The sequence below is a fragment of the Tistrella arctica genome, from assembly GCF_039630945.1.
GTDB lineage: Bacteria > Pseudomonadota > Alphaproteobacteria > Tistrellales > Tistrellaceae > Tistrella > Tistrella bauzanensis.
Map to the genome: position 1 here is coordinate 78,821 of NZ_JBBKTV010000011.1, position 16,548 is coordinate 95,368.

The 16,548-nt window shown below is 68.3% G+C and carries 16 protein-coding genes; all 16 read left to right on the forward strand.

Translation table 11 applies throughout. The features are described 5' to 3' along the window. Positions 1 to 208: 208 nt before the first annotated feature. On the forward strand, positions 209 to 1,369 hold the full coding sequence (locus WG924_RS22655; RefSeq protein WP_345935325.1) for a hypothetical protein: 1,161 nt from the start codon (positions 209 to 211) through the stop codon (positions 1,367 to 1,369). Between the two features lie 6 nt (positions 1,370 to 1,375). Next, positions 1,376 to 1,726: a hypothetical protein gene (locus WG924_RS22660; RefSeq protein WP_345935326.1), complete on the forward strand. Its 351-nt coding sequence runs from the start codon at positions 1,376 to 1,378 to the stop codon at positions 1,724 to 1,726. 28 nt (positions 1,727 to 1,754) lie between these two features. Beyond that, positions 1,755 to 2,714: a major capsid protein gene (locus tag WG924_RS22665; protein WP_345935327.1), complete on the forward strand. Its 960-nt coding sequence runs from the start codon at positions 1,755 to 1,757 to the stop codon at positions 2,712 to 2,714. Continuing rightward, positions 2,711 to 3,082: a hypothetical protein gene (locus WG924_RS22670; RefSeq protein WP_345935328.1), complete on the forward strand. Its 372-nt coding sequence runs from the start codon at positions 2,711 to 2,713 to the stop codon at positions 3,080 to 3,082. The genes WG924_RS22665 and WG924_RS22670 overlap by 4 nt, the downstream gene beginning before the upstream one ends. A 6-nt stretch (positions 3,083 to 3,088) precedes the next feature. Beyond that, positions 3,089 to 3,508, forward strand: coding sequence for a gp436 family protein (locus tag WG924_RS22675; protein WP_345935329.1), 420 nt, complete (start codon positions 3,089 to 3,091; stop codon positions 3,506 to 3,508). Further along, entirely contained in the window at positions 3,508 to 3,942 is a 435-nt protein-coding gene (locus WG924_RS22680) for a phage tail terminator protein (protein WP_345935330.1), read from the forward strand. Before WG924_RS22675 ends, WG924_RS22680 begins: the two co-directional genes overlap by 1 nt. Next, positions 3,939 to 4,118 carry a hypothetical protein gene (locus WG924_RS22685; protein WP_345935331.1) on the forward strand — a complete coding sequence of 60 codons (180 nt, stop codon included), beginning with the start codon at positions 3,939 to 3,941 and terminating at the stop codon, positions 4,116 to 4,118. Before WG924_RS22680 ends, WG924_RS22685 begins: the two co-directional genes overlap by 4 nt. Then, positions 4,115 to 5,038 (forward strand): hypothetical protein, encoded by a 924-nt coding sequence (locus WG924_RS22690; RefSeq protein WP_345935332.1) that lies wholly within the window; start codon positions 4,115 to 4,117, stop codon positions 5,036 to 5,038. The genes WG924_RS22685 and WG924_RS22690 overlap by 4 nt, the downstream gene beginning before the upstream one ends. Positions 5,039 to 5,046: 8 nt before the next feature. Further along, positions 5,047 to 5,427, forward strand: coding sequence for a hypothetical protein (locus tag WG924_RS22695; protein WP_345935333.1), 381 nt, complete (start codon positions 5,047 to 5,049; stop codon positions 5,425 to 5,427). Positions 5,428 to 5,492: 65 nt separating this feature from the next. Beyond that, entirely contained in the window at positions 5,493 to 5,810 is a 318-nt protein-coding gene (locus tag WG924_RS22700) for a DUF1799 domain-containing protein (RefSeq protein WP_345935334.1), read from the forward strand. Then, positions 5,807 to 10,222: a phage tail length tape measure family protein gene (locus WG924_RS22705; protein ID WP_345935335.1), complete on the forward strand. Its 4,416-nt coding sequence runs from the start codon at positions 5,807 to 5,809 to the stop codon at positions 10,220 to 10,222. Before WG924_RS22700 ends, WG924_RS22705 begins: the two co-directional genes overlap by 4 nt. Next, positions 10,219 to 10,638: a hypothetical protein gene (locus tag WG924_RS22710; protein WP_345935336.1), complete on the forward strand. Its 420-nt coding sequence runs from the start codon at positions 10,219 to 10,221 to the stop codon at positions 10,636 to 10,638. Before WG924_RS22705 ends, WG924_RS22710 begins: the two co-directional genes overlap by 4 nt. Continuing rightward, a complete protein-coding gene (locus WG924_RS22715) occupies positions 10,635 to 11,177 on the forward strand; it encodes a hypothetical protein (RefSeq protein WP_345935337.1) in 543 nt (180 codons plus the stop codon). The genes WG924_RS22710 and WG924_RS22715 overlap by 4 nt, the downstream gene beginning before the upstream one ends. Beyond that, on the forward strand, positions 11,174 to 11,599 hold the full coding sequence (locus WG924_RS22720) for an NlpC/P60 family protein (RefSeq protein WP_345935338.1): 426 nt from the start codon (positions 11,174 to 11,176) through the stop codon (positions 11,597 to 11,599). The genes WG924_RS22715 and WG924_RS22720 overlap by 4 nt, the downstream gene beginning before the upstream one ends. Continuing rightward, positions 11,596 to 14,919: a TipJ family phage tail tip protein gene (gpJ, locus tag WG924_RS22725; protein ID WP_345935339.1), complete on the forward strand. Its 3,324-nt coding sequence runs from the start codon at positions 11,596 to 11,598 to the stop codon at positions 14,917 to 14,919. Before WG924_RS22720 ends, gpJ begins: the two co-directional genes overlap by 4 nt. A gap of 11 nt (positions 14,920 to 14,930) precedes the next feature. Next, complete coding sequence (locus WG924_RS22730) at positions 14,931 to 16,547, forward strand: SGNH/GDSL hydrolase family protein (RefSeq protein WP_345935340.1); 1,617 nt, start codon at positions 14,931 to 14,933, stop codon at positions 16,545 to 16,547. Position 16,548 lies beyond the last annotated feature (1 nt).

Below are 16,548 nucleotides of genomic sequence, written 5' to 3' on the forward strand. Positions count from 1 at the left end.
CCGGTCGAGCGGGCCGGATGGACCATAACGGGCGACATGGCCCGTTAAGATGCCGTTAGGATGGCGTGTCAGCCCGCTTCCGCCGGTGTCGGGGCATGGCGGCCGGGGATCTCACCAGAGCGACCAGATATCCCCCGGACGTTGCGTCCGGGTGAACGGCACCCGCCGATCGGGCACGATCCGCCTGTGATCAACAGGCAGGCACCCGATGACCGGCACCCAGACCCCCACGATCGAAGTTTTCCGCTCGGGCACCTTCACGAGCATGGAGGGGCGCCGGATCACCTATACGCCGGCCCAGCTGCGGGCGATCGCGGATGCCTATGACCCCGCCACCGCACCGGCGCCGGCCGTGGTCGGCCACCCCGATCACACGGCGCCGGCGCTGGCATGGGTGCGCAGCTTTGCCTACGACGCTCAGGCGGATCGGCTGCGCGCCACCCTTGAGGATGTGCAGCCCGAGCTGGCTGAGGCCGTGGCCGCCAAGACCTATCGGCGGGTCAGCCTGTCGATGTTCGATCCCGATCATCCGGCCAATCCACGCCCCGGCACGTGGTACCCGCGCCATGTTGGTTTCCTCGGCGGGGCGGCGCCGGCCGTGACGGGCCTGCGTCTCGTCGAATTCGCCCTGCCGAGCTCGGAGGCGACGACGATCGAGGGTGACCTCGCCTCGTTCGGCGATGGGAGTGCGGCGGCGACCGCCAGCATCGTCCGCCGCCTGCGCGACTGGATGATCGAGCAGTTCGGCCTTGATACGGCTGACCGCGTGCTCCCGGGCTACGAGATCCAGTGGCTGTCCGATATCGGCAGTCAGCCGGCCACGCCGGGCTTCGCATCCCCGCCCCTTCCCGATCCCGTTCCCGATCCGACACCCACGGAGGACAATCCCGTGACCACCACGCCCACACCCGCCCCGGCCCCGTCGCCGGATGCGGCCGACCTCGCGCGCCGCGAGGCCGCGCTGGCCCAGGCACAGGCCGCACTGGCCGCAGAGCGGGCGGTCAGCTTTGCGGAGCGGCTGGTCGCCGACGGCCGCCTGATCCCGGCATCGCGCGATCAGGTGGCGGCCCTGCTAACGGCGTTGTCCGGCCCGGAGGCCGGCACGGCGACTGTCTCGTTCGCGGCCGGAGCGCCGGCCATCGCGCCGGCGGATGCGCTGCGGCGCATTCTGGAGGCGCAGCCGCGTGTCGTCAGCTATGGCGCCTATGCGATGCCGGCCGATACCGAGACCGGCGCGGTGGCCTCGTTTGCTGCCGGCGACGGTCGACCGGTCGACCGAGACCGCATGGAATTGCATCACCAGGCGCTGGCCTTCCAGCGCCAGCATCCCGGCACGTCCTACGCGGACGCCGTCCGGGCCGTTTCGTGAGGTCGCATGACGATGCAGCTCTACTACGACGTCCTCTCGTTCCCGGTGGTTGCCTCTGGCCTGTTCAGCGACGGCGCCCTCGTCAACTTCGCGGGCGCGCAGGTCCTGGCCGATGACGCTCCCGTGGCCGGTATCGCAATGCATCCGGCCACCGAGGTGGGGATGCCCATAACGGCCATGGGCCTCGGCATCGCCACGCTGACGGCGTCCGGCGTCGTTGGCGCCGGCAATCGCGTCGTGTCTGCGGCAGCCGGAGGCGTGAAGGCGGCTGGCGCCGACCCCGCCAACGTGCTCGGCTTCGCGCTCACCCCAGCCGCGGATGGCCTGGGCGTAAAAGTGTTGTTCATGCCCCGCTGATCCGGGCCAGACTTAAGGAGTGCTCGGCATGACCGGCATCAACATCCGGACGGCAGGCGTCGTCGACCCCGTCCTTTCCACGCATGCCCGCGGCTATCGCAACCAGGCTCACGTCGCCAGTGCGCTGTGTCCCCGTGTTCCTGTCCCGTCGCGGTCGGACAAGGTGATCCGGTACGACAAGAGCGACTTCCGGGCGATCTCGGCGCGGCGGGCGCCCGGTGGCCCCACGCTTCGACTGCAGTTGGGGCACGCCTCCGACACCGTCACTCTGGACCAGGACTCTGTCGAGATCGTGGTGCCGAAGGAGCACCTGCAGGAGGCCCAGAGGCAGCCCTCGCTGGTGCGAGCGATGACCAACACGTCGAGGGTTATGAAGCGCTTGGATCTGGGGCTTGAGATCCAGGTCGCCACGATGGCGCGCGCACCGGCCACCTACAGCGCCAACAACAAAATCACGCTGACCGGCAACGATCGGTGGACCAGCGGCGACAGCGATCCGCTGGATGACGTCCTGGCTGGTCAGAACGCCATCAGCCGCAGCATCGGGCAGAAGGGCAACGTCCTTCTTGTTGGACCCACCGTCCTGCAGGCGCTGCAAAAGAATTCTGCCATTCAGAGCCGGTTCACGTACACGACTCCCGGACTGATCACGACCACCATGCTGTCGACCTATTTCGGGGTCCGCGTCGTTGAAGGCGGCGCGGTCTACCTGCCCGAGGGCGCACTCGACACTGATCCGGCTCTGCCCGTGTGGGGGGACGACGCGATCCTGGCCTATGTGCCGGAGGTACCGGAGGCAGAACAGGACATGGGCGAACCGGCCTACGGCTACATCTATGAGCTGGAGGGGTATCCCACGGTCGAGACGCCTTATTACGACGACAACAGGAAGTCCTGGATGTATCCGATGACCGTCGAACGGCGCCCTTACATCGTCGGCGCCGAGGGTGGCTTCTTGTTCGCGGGCGCGGGAGCACCGGCGGCATGACCACCATGCAGGAAATGACCATCACCCTGACGGGCCCGGCCAAGATCGGCGGCACGCGCTATCGCGAGGGCGCGAAGGTTACGGTGTCCGCGGGCATGGTCAAACAGCTCCGGCGCGACGGTCTGGTGCGCGACACTGTCGTTGACGTCGCCGAAATGGTCCGTGAGGGCGTGGACCGCGCCCGGCTCCGCGAGCTTGAGGCGGAGAACGCCGACCTCAAGCGCCAGCTGGCCGAGGCTCGGGCCTCTGCGGAAGCCCCGCCCGCGCAGCCGCCCACCGAGCCCGATCCGGATCCCGGTGCCAGCTTGGACGATGATCCTGCCCAGACCCCCGCGCCGACGAAGCGCCCCCGCACCAAGGCCGGATGATCAACGATGCCCCACTACGCCACTCTCGACGACCTGACGGCCGCGGCCGGTGCTGTCGAGATACTCGACGTCGCGGACCGCGATCAGGACGGCGTGCCGGACCCGGACGTCGTCGAGAGTGCGCTGGCTCATTCCGATAATGTCATCAACGGGTACTTGAGCGCCCGGTATCAACTGCCGTTCGGCACGATCCCCGATCTCGTCCGGACGTGGGCCGTCGCGATCGCGCGATACAAGCTGCATCGCCATGAGCCGGAGGAGCGCGTCCGGACGGATTATGAGGACGCTCTCCGCGCGCTCAAGGATGCTGCCCGCGGCTTGATCAACATCCCGGTCGAGGACGGTAGCCTGCCGACCGTCGCGGGCGGCGGCTCGGTGATGGCGGTGCATCCGCCACGTCCCCGCTTCACCCTGGAGGGGTGGTGATGCTCGAGGCGATCGAGCAGCGGCTGCTGACCGGTGTGCCGGACCTTTTTCGGCGAGTGACGGTCGTGGAGAGCGTCACCGCAATGTGGCGCGGTCCGGCCTTCGAAACCGGAGACCTCATCCTGGCGCCCCACCGGGAAGAGGCCAACCTCAACGAATTGGCCACGGGCGGCTTCCGGCAGCTCTGTGAGGTCGAGTTCGTCACGGCGATCATCATCCGGCAAGCCGACGATCCGCGCGGCAGCAGTCGTGCGCGGCGCTTTGATGCCTACAAGACCGGGCTCCAGCGACTGTTGCTCGGGTGGACTCACGAGACGATGGATCAGCCGATGTCGCTCATCGGTGGCGTCTCCAACGAGGTGCCGAGCAAGGGCATCTCGATCTGGGTGCAGACCTGGCTCACCGCCTACTTCCTTTATGGAGACCAGTCATGACCACCAATCCGCGCGCCCGCCCCGCCACCGGCGGCAGCTGGGTGCGCGACCCCATCACCGGCGCGCTCTCGCGGGCCGGTGCAGCCAATCCGCCCGAGCCGGCGCCGGTGCCGGCGGACGTGCCGGCACCGAAAACTGAACCGGTCGATGTCAAGAAACGGGGGGGCGCGCGATGAAGCGCTGGACCAAGCTCGCGGTGCTCCACAAGGTGGAGACGACCGAGCAGACCGACGCCACGCCGGCGGTGGCGGATGCCATCATCGGCAAGAACGTCAGCTTCACGGCCTTGCAAGCCGACCGGAAGTCGCGAGACCTGATCCTGCCCTATCTCGGAAATCAGGGCGTTCTGCTATCCAATGCCTACGGGCGTTTGGAAATGGACGTCGAGCTCGCCGGCTCCGGTACGGCAGGGACCGCGCCGCGCTGGGGCTCTCTCATGCGGGTGTGCGGCTTCGCCGAAACGGCCACCGCCGGCACCGACGTGACCTACACGCTGGCCGAGGACGGTGCTGAGACCGGCAGCCTGTACTTTGTCATGGATCGGCAGCGGCACGTGCTGCTCGGTGGGCGGGCGACCGCGACGTGGACCCTGTCCCGCAACGATATCCCGACGATCCGGGTGACCTACACCGGCATCCTCGGCACGATCACTGACATCGCCAGCATGCCGGCCGTTTCGGCTTCAGCGTGGACGGTACCGGCGGTGGTCGAGAAGACGCAGACGACGCTGTCGCTCCATTCGGTCGCGCAGGTCGCCGAAAGTGCGACCATCCAGCTCGGCAACGCCATCACTTATCGGGACATGATTGGCGACGAGCGCGTTCTGATCACGTCCCGGTCCACCACCGGCACGGTGGTGGTGCAGGCGCCCGATCTGGGTGATCTCGACGTCTTCGGGTTGTCGCGGTCCCGGGCGCGAGGGCCGCTCGCCATCCAGCATGGCACCGCTGCCGGCAATATCATCGAGATCGATGCGCCGGCGGTGGAGATCGGGGCGCCGACCATCGGGCAGACCGACAACATCGTCAACTACAGTCTTGAGCTCGATGTCTGCCCGGTCGACGGGCTGGACGATCTCACCATTACTGTGCGCTGAGGGACATCATGCAGTTCGTGCTCAATTCCGATCCGACATTCTGGTGGCCCGTCCGCGTCAAAGTTCCGGCGCCGGATCCCGATGCGGCGGGTACATATGTCGAGCAAGAGCTCGACCTCCAAATGTCGCCGATGTCACGTGACGAGGCGCTGGCCGATCAGGAGGCCTATGTCGCGCTCACGACCGATCGGGCGCGTATCGAACATGAGACCTGCCGCTACAAGCGTCTTATCCGTGGCTGGCGTCGCGTCCAGGACACCGAAGGCCGCGACGTGCATTTTAGCCCCGAGCTACTTGGCTTGGCACTGTCGTTCCCATGGTTTCGGAGTGCCGTCTCGCTCGCGCTTGCGGAGGTCATCGCTGGGATCGAGCCGCAACGGGGAAACTGATCGCGGCTGCCCGTGCCTGGGCCCTGTCGACGACCGGGCGCGCGGACAGCCGCCGGCCGATCGAGATGGACGAGGAGCTGGCGGCGGACTTCGGGGCGATGGGTGCGGAGATCGCACCATCATCCGCATCTGCCGCCGCCGATCGGGACGTCTACGAGGTCTGGCCCTGCAACTGGGAGGCTTTGCGGGTGTTCATTGGGTGTCAAACGCAATGGCGCATGCTGGCCACGCCTGCCGGCCTCTACCACCTCGGCCTCGACTATCCTGCCATCGATGTCGTCATGCGCCGTCTTCGAGTGTCAGATCCTGACGGTCACGTGTTCGACCAGATCCAGGATATGGAGGCCGCCGCCCTGTCCGCCTTCGCAGAGGGTCGTCAATGACCGCGTCCAGATCATTTTCGGTGGAGCTGCTGTTCAAGGCGGATACGTCGGCTCTGTCGACTGCCGTCTCGCAGATCACCACCGATCTGGGACATCTGGGCACCCAGTCCGGGGCGGCAGCCGCCGCGGCCGTCCAGCTGGAAGCTGCCACCACGCGCGAGGCGCGGGCGACCGCGCAGGCCACCGCTGCCGTCAAAGATCGGGTCACGGCTCAGCAGCAGCTCCGCGCCACGGCCGGGGCGCCGGCCGGCCAGACGGCCGACATACCAGTTCCCGACACCGGCCCGACGCAGGCAGCGCTCGATGATCTGCGTGCCGCCTATGTGCCGGTCTATGCGGCTCAGCGGGCCTATGAGGCTCAGATCGAGCGCATCAAGGCGGCTGAGGGTCAGGGCGCGATCAGCACCGAGGAGAGCGCGGCGGCGCAGGCGCGGCTCCAACGGGCCTATGATCAGACGATGGACCGCCTCCAGCGTGCGGACGGTGCTGTGGTCGCACAGACCCGCAGCCTCGACGAGCTGCGCGCCGCCCATGTTCCGCTCTATGCGGCCGAGCGCCGTCACGAGGCGGCCCTCGCTGACATCCGGGCCGCGCAGGAAGCCGGCGCCCTGTCGGCGGATGAGGCGGCGGCAGCGATCCAACGCCAGCAGCGCGCTCACGATCAGACGGTGGCGCGGCTTCAGGCAGCTGATCAGGCGACCCAGCAGCAGGTGCGCAGCCTGGACGAGATGCGTGCCGCGCACGATCCGCTCTATGCGGCCGAGCGGCGCCATGAGGCGGTGCTGGCTGACATCCGCACCGCGCAGGCAGCCGGCGCCCTGTCGGCCGATCAGGCGACGGCCGCCATCCAGCGCCAACAGCGCGCGTATGATCAATCTGTGGAGCGGATCCGCCGGGCGGACGCGGCGCTGCTCGCATCCGCCGACACGCTCGACGACCTTCGGGCCGCCTATGTGCCGACGATCGCCGCGCAGCGGGACTACGAGGCGCAGGTCAAGCGCATTCAGGATGCGGAGGCGGCTGGAGCACTAACCCGGGACGAGGCGGCGGCCGCCCAGACACGGGTGCGCTATGCCTATGACGAGACGATCGAGCGCATCCAGCGTTCTGACGCCGTGATGATAGGTCACGCGTCGTCGATGAAACTGACGGGCCACGAGGCCCGGAACTTGACCTATCAGCTCAACGATGTCTTCCAGAGCTTGGCGCTCGGCATGTCGCCAACGCAGGTCCTGCTTCAGCAGGGGCCGCAGATCGTCCAGATCTACGGATCGGTCGGCGCCACCATGCAGGCTCTGACGTCCGCTCTGACGCTGACCCGGGTCGCCGTCGGTGGCGTGACCGCCGTGGTCGGCGGCGGGCTGCTGGCCTGGAGGTCGTACCTCACATCGACCAAGGAGGTCGCGACCGCCGCGCGCGGCCTGGGCGCCGCGGTCGCAGGATCCGCCGGCGAGATGGAGGCGGCAGCCCGGGCCGGGGCCGATGCGGCCGGGATCAGCATCGCCGCAGCCCGGAGCATGGAGGCCGCCTTCCTTCGCTCGGGGCAGATCGGCAGCGAGGTCATCGCGGGCCTGATCGGCGTGTCGAAGGACTTCGCCGCCACGATCGGTATCGACGCGGCCAGTGCGGGCGACGCACTGGCCGAACTGTTCAGCGACCCGGCCGCGGCCGCCGAGAAATTGTGGCGGCAGTACGGGTTGATCGACGGGGCGACTGCGCGCTATGCGACGCAGCTCGCCAGTCAAAATCGGCTCGTTGACGCGCAGTCAGTGCTCCTCGCCGCGCTCCCGAAGCGGCTGGCGGATGCTGCGGAGGCGACGACGGCCTGGGGGCGTGCCTGGGGTGCCGTGAGCCGTGGTGCTTCGGACGCCTGGCAGTGGGTCGGCGAGACGATCGACCGGGCGATCTATGGCCCGTCCGATCTGGAAGAGCGCATCAGTCGTATCCAGGGGCAGCTGGATAAGTGGCAGCCGCGCCAGAGCCAGTCGGCGCGGCAGGCGCTTCAAACGGAGCTCGACGGCCTGCTCGCGGAGCAGGCCCGGCGCGATGAAGCGCAGCGGCAGGCGCGCCTCGGCCGCCTGGGCACGGCCGCGTCCGGGATCGCCGACCAGTCACCGGCGACGGCGCGCCGCCGGCAGGCGGAGGGACTGCGCAACGACATCACGGCCCTGCAGGCAGGGCTCGTCGATACCGGGCTCGACGCGACGCAGGTGGCGGATATTAACCGGGCGATCGAGGCCAAGAGCAACGCGCTCGCCGGCCTCGAAACCCGTCAAGCCCGTCTGGTGGAGCTGGATCAGCTCGATGTCCGGATCGCGGCCGAGCGCAACCCATTGCTCCGCGCTGAGCTGGAGGCGCGGCGGACCCGCCTCCAGATGGCAGACCAGGAAGTCTCGACCGCCGAGGCGGAGACCTCGGCAGCGCGCGCCCGGGCCAAGGTGATCGCCGAGACCCTGGCGACGGCCGGCGCCCAGGCCGAAGACCTCCGCGCCGAAGCTGACCTCCGTGCCGGACTGACGGCCCAGGTCGCGGCCGGGACCATGACCCAGGACGAGGCCAACACTCGCCTGCAGGCCGAGCTGGCGCTGCGGCCGCTGGTGGCCGCGGCCGTGATCGCGGAAGGCCGCGACCGCGAGGGGCTGCTGGCTGTCATCGAGCGCACCCGGGCCGCCTACGCCGGAATGGCGTCGGCCGAGCGCATGATGTCCGCGGTCGGCAATCTGGCCGATCTGAGTGCGGAGACTGAAGTTCGGGCGCGCCTGAATGCCGAGGTGGCGGCCGGGGCTAGCACCCAGGACGAGGCCAACCGCCGCCTGCGCGAAGAGATCGAGCTGCGGCCGCTGGTGATCGCTGCCGCTGCCGCCGAAGGCGCTCAGCGCGAGGTGCTGCTGCGGATCATCGAGCGCACCCGGGCCGCTTCCGCTGCCGCAGCGCGGGCCCAGCAGATCGGCACGGCAACCGGCCAGCTGGTCGACCTGCGCACCGAGACCCAGATCCGGGAGCGGCTGGCGCGGCAAGTCGAAGCCGGGGCTGTGCGGGCCGAGGACGTCACCCGCTTACTGCAGGAGGAGGTGACCCTGCGGGCGCTGGCGACGGCGGCGGCCGCCGCCGAAGGGGACCAGCAGGCGACGCTGCTGCGGCTGATCGCCGAGACCAGGTCCGCTTATGAGGGCCGGGCCATTGCTGAGCGCGAGGCGACCCGGTCGACCGGGTGGCAGGATTACATTCGGGCCCACGCCGAGGCGCTGGAACAGCTGCGGGTCGAGCGCGCCCTCATCGGGGCGAGCAACGAGGACCGCGAGCGTGGCATCGCGCTCCTCGAAGCCGAGCGCGAGATCCGGCGGCAGCGCATCGACCCGCGCTCGGATCGGGCGGACCAGATCCGAGCGGAAACCCGCGCGTTGGCTGAGCAGCGGCGCGAGGTCGAGCGGCAATCGGAGGCATGGTCGGATTTTCGAGGCGCTGCGGAAGACGCCATCGATGGGGCGGTTGAGGCGCTGCGCAAGGGCGATCTCGGCGGGCTGGGTGACAGCTTTGCCCAGGATCTGACGTCTTCGCTCTTTAAGCAGGGGATTTCGAACCCGATCAAAAACGCCGTCCTGGGCACGGACTACGCGACTGTCGGCGATATCGGCGGGCTGTCCAGCATCTGGGATCGCCTGACCGGCGGAAGCGGCGCAGTCGATGCCGCCGCAGCCATCGACCCGCAGCTGTCCACTGCCGCGGCCGCGATGTCGACCGCCGCCATGACCGTCACGGCCGGCACGGTGACCGTCACCGGCGCCGGGGTGGTCGGGGCGGCCGGGCCGTCGCTGGTGGGTGGCGCGGCCAACGACGTCGTCGACGAGGCCTCGGCCAAGGCGGCCGAGGCCATGGGCGATCTGGGCGCCGCGGCCAAAGAGAGCTCGTCGGGGCTCGGCCTTTTCGGCCAGGGGCTCGATTGGCTGGGGTCGAGCCTGAGCAGCCTGTTCAGCGGCGGCGGCGGCGGCGGGCTGATCGGGTCGCTGATCGGGTCGATACCGGGCTTCGCATCGGGCGGCCATCACTCGGGCGGCCTTCGCCTGGTGGGCGAACAGGGGCCCGAGATCGAATACACGGGGCCGTCGACGATTGTGCCGGCCGATCTCACCCGTCAGATCCTGACAGCGCGGACGCAGCTGACGGTGATCAACGCGGCCGCCGCGGCAACGACCGGTCAGCAGCAGGCGCAGCAGCCCGTTTCGATCTCGGTCCACAACTACAGCGGGGCGTCCGTGGAAACGCGCGAGCGCACGGACGCGCGGGGACAACGTCAGATCGACTTCGTGATCGGCGAGCGGGTCGGCAAGGCGGTGTCTCAGCCCGGCGCCGGTGCCCAGCGGGCCATGGCGCAGACCTATGGCCTCAAGCCTCTGGGGGTCGATCGCGGATGATCATGATCTGGCCCGTCACCCTCCCGCGCCCGGATCGATCGGGCTGGCAGTACCGGCCGCAGGACCCGCGGCAGGCCCGGCAGGCCGATGCCGGCCCGACCGGCTACAGCCGGCGGTACAGCGCCGTCGCGACCGATGTCACGATGTCGCTGACGCTCACCCGTCAGCAGCAGGGCGTGTTTTGGGAGTTCTGGCGGGACCGTTGCCGGCACGGATCACTGATGTTCGAGATGCCGGACCCGACCTCGGACGGATGGCCACTGCGCTCCGCCGACGGGGCCCCCCTGCTGACCGGCGTCGGCTCGCCGCTGCTGATGGCGCGCATCTGGACCTGCCTGTGGGGCCGTGATGTCCCGTCCGAGGCCATCAATGGCAATGAGTTCGTGATCTCCTTCGGCGTGCAGGTGCTGCCATGAGACGAGTATCGCTCAATGTGAGGGCCTCTCAGGAGGCGCTGACCGACGATCAGGTGCAGGTGGTGCTGATCGAGATCCGGCACCCGCTGCTGACTGGCGACCCGGTTTTCGGGGACGCAATCCGGCTCAGCACTGACAATGCCGACGAAATTCAGCGCGATCCTCACGTGCGAGGAACCCGCTCCAGTTGGCGCGGGGCCAATCCAATCACCCAGCCCTTCATCTGGGTGATGGCGTCGGCGCTCGTGCCGTCGGATATCGACGACCAGCCGGCACAGGCGCGGCTGGTCCTGGAAACAATCGATCCGGCGATGATCGACATCTGCAGGTCCTTCAGGACACCGGCGACCGTGACGATGGGAGTGGGCTTCGCCTCCACGCCTGACGCCATGGAGCAGGAGTGGACCCAGCTGCAGTTAACGACGGCCGACGCGTCGGCCGGCGAAATCGTCCTCTCGATGTCTCGCGAGCATATCGAGCTTGAGAGGTACCCGTCGGGCCGGATGTCGAGAAGCCGGTTTCCGGGGCTGTATCTATGAGTCAGGCGATGTGGAGCAATGGATATGTCGGCCTGCCGCATTTGGATCACGGCCGAACCCGCGACGGTCTCGACTGCTGGGGCCTGGCCTGTCTCATCTATCGCGAGCAGCTCGCGATCGAGCTGCCAGCATACCAAGGGTATGCGTCGACTGATGAGCTTGTGGAGGTTCAGGCGGTGATCGCGGGTGCGACGTCGTCGCCGCTCTGGGTCGCCGTGGACGTGCCGCAGCCATTCGACATCGCGGTGTTCCGCCGCGGCCGACTGGAGACCCATCTTGGTGTCATGGTCCGCGCGGGTCTCATGATTCACGTCGCCGCGGGCACTGCCTCGGTTCATGAGCGCTACGACCAGGCGCCCTGGCGGGCGCGCCTCGCCGGGCACTATCGGCACTCGGCCCTGGTGTCGAGGGCCGAGGCATGACCAAGACCCTCACAGTCTCACAGTTTGATCCGGGCAGCCGCCGCATCGTGTTGGACCTGCCGGAGGGTCTGACGGTCGCCGAGATCGTCTCGGCCGCTGTCCCGCACCTGCCCCCCGCGGTCGCTCAGCAGCAGTGCCGAGTCGCTTTGGTCAGCGATCAGGCGTCTGACATCCTGCTGCCGGAGCTGTGGCACCGGGTTCGGCCACGGCCCGGTGCGCGGGTGATCATCCGGGTGATCGCCGACAAGCTCGACTTGCGCACCATCCTGACGGTGGTGGTCGCGATTGCGGCCGTCGCGGCGGGCCAGTACTGGGCCGGGACGGTTCTCGGTCTCGAAAGTGGGACGGTAGGCTACGCGGTGGCGGCCGCCTCCGCCGCTGTCGCGGTGACGGCCATCGGCACACTGCTGATCAACGCGCTCATCCCGCCGGCGACGCCGGAACGTCAGGAGACGCGGAACACGTATCAGATAAGTGGGTGGCGCAACGAATTGCGTGAAAACGGGTCGGTCCCGGTGGTGCTCGGCACCATGCGCTACGCGCCGCCGTTCGGGGCGCTGCCCTATACGGAGATCGTCGGCGACGACCAGTACGTCCGCGGTCTGTTTATCGTCGGTGAAGGGCAGGTGTTGATCTCCGATGTCCGCATCGGCGAGACCTCGATCGCCGATTATCGACACATCGAGATCGGGATCCGCGAGGGGCTGTCGACCGATGCCCCCTTCGCCCTCGTCCGAGATCAGGCCGCGGAGGCTCGGGTCGGCGTGGAGCTGACGAGGCCGCTGCCGCGCGACGACCGAGGCGACGTGATCTCAGGTGAGCCGGCGATCGAGACGCCGGTCGTGCGCAACGCCGGCGCCGACGCGGCCGGCGCACGGCTGATCTTCGGATGGCCGAGCGGCCTGTTTCGGTACAACGACAAGGGTGGGCGGCAATCGGAGACCGTATCCATCCGGATCGACCAGCGGCCGGTCACTGCGGAGGAGTGGCAGCTTGTCGTGACGCTTGAGGTGGCCGCCTCGAAGTCGTGGACCTTCTATCGGTCCTACGAGTGGCGCTTCCCCACGCGCGGCCGCTGGCAGGTCCGGTGTACCCTGCTGACCCCAGAGAGCACTGACAGCAAGATACAGCGCCGCGTGTCCTGGGCGATCCTCCAAACGCTCCGGCCTGAATACCCGATCGCCTATGACCGGCCGCTCGCGGGCTGGGATATGCGGGTCATGGCGAGCTATCAGCTGTCCGGGCAGCTCGACAACGTCTCCGGCTTGTGCAGCCGTATCTGCTGGGACTGGGATCACGTCAGTCAGAGCTGGGTCTGGCGGGCGACCCGCAATCCGGCCAGCCTCTATCGGCATGTGCTTCAGAGCGGCCATAAGCCGGTGCCCGACAGCGAGATCGACCTCGATCAGCTTCGGCGCTGGCACGACTTCTGCCGGGTGCGGTCTCTGACCTATGACTCGGTCGCTGAGAGTGACAGCACCACCGTCAGCGACATCCTCAGGGAGATCGCGGCGGCCGGTCGGGCACTACCGCGGCATGACGGCGCTCGCTGGACGGTCACGATCGACGAGCCGCAGGAGCTGATCGTCGATCATTTGACGCCGCGATCCTGCTGGGATGTCCGCGTCACGAGGACCTATGTCGAGCCGCCGCACGCATTCAGGGTCCGCTTCCGGGATGCCTCGGCGGACTATCAATGGGCCGAGCGGATCGTCCGCTGGCCGGGCTATGACGGCCCGATCGAGCTGACCGAGGCCCTGTCTCTGCCCGGCCTCACCGACCCGGCGATCGTCTGGCGTGAGGCCCGGCGCCGGCAGTATGAAGTGATCCACCGCCCCGACATCTATACCGCCACTCAGCAGGGGGCGCTGCGGGTGGCGACCCGCGGAGACAAGGTCCTGCTCGCGCACCACCTTTTTGGGGCGGCGCAAAGGGACGCCCGCGTCAAGTCGGTCGTCGGCTCGCTGATCGAGCTCGACGAGACCGTCACGATGGAGGCAGGGCAGCATTACGGGCTGCGGTATCGCGTGTTCGAGAGCGACGAGGACACTGTCGGGACATCGGTCCTTCGGATCGTTACCACCCAGCCGGGGGAGACCAAGGTCATCGTCTTCGCCGGACCAGGGCCGGACCCGCGCCCCGGGTCCATCGTGCTCTTCGGTTCGACCACGGAGGGCGTCTATCCCGTCATCGTCACCCGCGTCGAGGCGACAGAGGACGGCGACAGTATCTTGAGCATGGTGGACGAGGCGCCCCAGATCGACCAGCTGCTCGACGCCGACGAAATCCCCGAATGGACCGGCCGGGTCGGCGCCGAGATCCCGGCCGAGGAGATCCCGCCCAGCACCCCGCGCTTCACAGCTGTCGCGAGCGGGGTCGTCGGCACCGGCACGTCGACCCAGATCGACTATCTGATCGAGGCGGGCACCGGCGCAGTGCCCACTGCCAGCTTCGAAATCGACCATCGCCTCGCGGGCGGGGCGACCTGGACCACCGTCACGATCCCGGTCGCCAATGGCGGCGGCAGCCTGACCAGCTATGCAGCCGGCCAGGCCGTGGAACTGCGGGCCCGCGGCCTCTCGGTGCTCGGGATCGCCAGCCCCTACACCCCCGTCATCACCGTCACGATCGGCGAGGACGATGCGGCTATTCCGGCGGCCCTCGACCCCGACGCGATCGAGGTGACGGCCGTGCTCGGCGGGGCGGTGATCACGCTGGCGGCGACGGACCCTGCCACGACGCAGGTGCAGGTCTACCGGTCGACAACCCCTGTGCTAAATCGCGATACGGACGCGGTCGGTGCCCCCTACGCCGCGCCAGCCGGTCAGACGGTGACGGCCAGTATCGGCGACACGACCCGCGTGCCGCTGGTCTCTGGGACCTTCACTTCCTCCGACTGGACGGCCGGTGCCGGCTGGTCGATCAGCGGCGGTGCTGCAGTTCACAGCGCCGGGACGGCTGATGCCGTCGCGCGCGCGGTCGCGGGCCTCGAAGCCGGGAAATGGTATCGCATCGCCTATCGCATGACTGGACGCACCGCAGGCAGCGTCACCCCGCGCCTGACCGGCGGCTATCCCCGGCCGGCGGCTACCGTGTCGGCGGATGGGCTTCAGGTCGATCGCATCCAGGCGGTCACCGGCAACGACGCCGTCGAGTGGCTCGCCGATGCCGACTTCGACGGCACCGTCTCGGAGCCTGTGCTCTACCTCGAGACCACCGCCTGCCTGGCGCAGGGCACGCACTATGTCTGGATTGAGCCGCTCAATGCCGACGACGTTCCTGGGCCGGTCGCCGGCCCCTATGCACTCACTATTATATAGAGGAGGCGGCTATGACCGGCGTCACCACGACCACCGTTCCCACCACATCAATCTCCGATGAGGTCCTGGTCAATCGCTTCGGCTCGACCGCGCGTCAGCCGATCGCGTGGCTTAGTACGCAGATGGCGGCGGACGGACCGATCGCAGCGCAGCTGGCATCTCTGGGGTCGTCAGTTCAGGCACTCACCGGGGCGGCATTCCCCGGCGTTGAGGCGGTTGCGAATGCCTATCTGGGCTTCGATGAGGCCTCGGCCCTTGTCGCAAAAGACATTCCGGCGCTCGACGAGGTCGGGCGGTCCCTCCGTGCAGCGCCGGCTGGGATTGGCGCTGCGCGCGTGCCTCTGATCGCCGACCGCGGCGATCTGCGGCGACACCTGCTGTGGGCAGCGCGCGCCGAGGCAGGGTATCTGCCGACCGCATTGGGATTTGAGGTCGATGACGCCCTTCGGATGGAGGTCAGCCGCGCGGCTTATGCCAGCCCCTTCATGTGGCGCGGCGGCGACGGCCGCGTCTTCATGGGGTACGACCCTGCGATCCGAGAGATGGTGTGGTACGGCGCCGTCGCTCGGCAGCCCGAGGCAGCCCCGCGGCCAGCACCTCTGATTTCAAGCGGCGCAGGACTTCGCTCCTGGCGGGAGAGGCGGGCTCAGATGGCAGTCATCGGCACAGGCGTTGCGCGCGTGATCATCACCGGCGACAGTCACACAGAGCGGTATTTCGTGCCCGGCGAGATTAGGTCGGCTCTGGTCGATGCCTGGGGCGAGGGCGGCTCCGGATGGATCGGCATGAACGCCGACCTCTCTGCGCTGCAGGCCCCCCTTGGCGGGGTGACCTTCGCGAAGTCAGGGTGGACGCTGTCAGACATGGATGGCGCCGCCGCGGCCATCGACGGTTTCGCGCTCTCCTCCACCGGGACATTCAGCACCATCGCGATCACAGGTCTCCGGTGTATAGAGATCTGGCACTGGTATCGCGACACGATCGGGCGGCACACGATCACCGTCGACAGTGGCGCGCCGGTGGTGATCGACGGGGCGGGTACAGGCGCTGTGCTGCGACACGTGATCAGCGGGCTGGATGGCGGCTCGCCACATTCTCTGACGGTCGACACCCTCGGCAACGCAGGGACCGTAGAGCTTCACGGCTTCTATGCTGCCGGCGGTGCGGGCATGGAGGTCTCCAAGGCGGGTAACGGCGGCAGCACTGCCTCCGACTTCCAGTCGTGCTGGGGGGCAGTGGCGGCTGCCCAGATCGCGGCCATTGAGCCTGAGATCGTGATCTACTCCATCGGCACCAACGACCGCAGTGCCGGCGATCCAGGCGCGGACTTCGAAGCGTCGGTCCGCGCCTGGATCGCTGCCGTTCATGCGGCTGTCCCGCGCTGCTGTGTGATTCTCGTGCCGCCGCCCCGCAACGGCGAGTCAGCGTCACCGGAGCTGTCGGTGTATCGCGATGCGATGGCGGCGATCGCCGCCGACACCAACCACGTCGAGTTCATCAATGCGCACGATCTGATCGACGATTACCCGGCCGCAGCTGCGGCCGGGCTCTGGTACGACAGCCGGCACCCGTCCAGTGTCGCCGGGCACATCTATGCGATGGCCGTCCGCGGCCTGATGGAGGTCTGAC

Excerpts from the sequence above, each read along its gene's own strand:
- WG924_RS22685 (WP_345935331.1), top strand. The coding sequence starts at position 3,939 with ATGACCACCAATCCGCGCGCCCGCCCCGCCACCGGCGGCAGCTGGGTG.
- WG924_RS22665 (WP_345935327.1), top strand. The coding sequence starts at position 1,755 with ATGACCGGCATCAACATCCGGACGGCAGGCGTCGTCGACCCCGTCCTT.
- WG924_RS22730 (WP_345935340.1), top strand. The coding sequence starts at position 14,931 with ATGACCGGCGTCACCACGACCACCGTTCCCACCACATCAATCTCCGAT.
- WG924_RS22700 (WP_345935334.1), top strand. The coding sequence starts at position 5,493 with ATGGACGAGGAGCTGGCGGCGGACTTCGGGGCGATGGGTGCGGAGATC.
- WG924_RS22720 (WP_345935338.1), top strand. The coding sequence starts at position 11,174 with ATGAGTCAGGCGATGTGGAGCAATGGATATGTCGGCCTGCCGCATTTG.
- gpJ (WP_345935339.1), top strand. The coding sequence starts at position 11,596 with ATGACCAAGACCCTCACAGTCTCACAGTTTGATCCGGGCAGCCGCCGC.
- WG924_RS22710 (WP_345935336.1), top strand. The coding sequence starts at position 10,219 with ATGATCATGATCTGGCCCGTCACCCTCCCGCGCCCGGATCGATCGGGC.
- WG924_RS22680 (WP_345935330.1), top strand. The coding sequence starts at position 3,508 with ATGCTCGAGGCGATCGAGCAGCGGCTGCTGACCGGTGTGCCGGACCTT.
- WG924_RS22675 (WP_345935329.1), top strand. The coding sequence starts at position 3,089 with ATGCCCCACTACGCCACTCTCGACGACCTGACGGCCGCGGCCGGTGCT.
- WG924_RS22670 (WP_345935328.1), top strand. The coding sequence starts at position 2,711 with ATGACCACCATGCAGGAAATGACCATCACCCTGACGGGCCCGGCCAAG.
- WG924_RS22655 (WP_345935325.1), top strand. The coding sequence starts at position 209 with ATGACCGGCACCCAGACCCCCACGATCGAAGTTTTCCGCTCGGGCACC.
- WG924_RS22705 (WP_345935335.1), top strand. The coding sequence starts at position 5,807 with ATGACCGCGTCCAGATCATTTTCGGTGGAGCTGCTGTTCAAGGCGGAT.
- WG924_RS22715 (WP_345935337.1), top strand. The coding sequence starts at position 10,635 with ATGAGACGAGTATCGCTCAATGTGAGGGCCTCTCAGGAGGCGCTGACC.
- WG924_RS22690 (WP_345935332.1), top strand. The coding sequence starts at position 4,115 with ATGAAGCGCTGGACCAAGCTCGCGGTGCTCCACAAGGTGGAGACGACC.
- WG924_RS22695 (WP_345935333.1), top strand. The coding sequence starts at position 5,047 with ATGCAGTTCGTGCTCAATTCCGATCCGACATTCTGGTGGCCCGTCCGC.
- WG924_RS22660 (WP_345935326.1), top strand. The coding sequence starts at position 1,376 with ATGACGATGCAGCTCTACTACGACGTCCTCTCGTTCCCGGTGGTTGCC.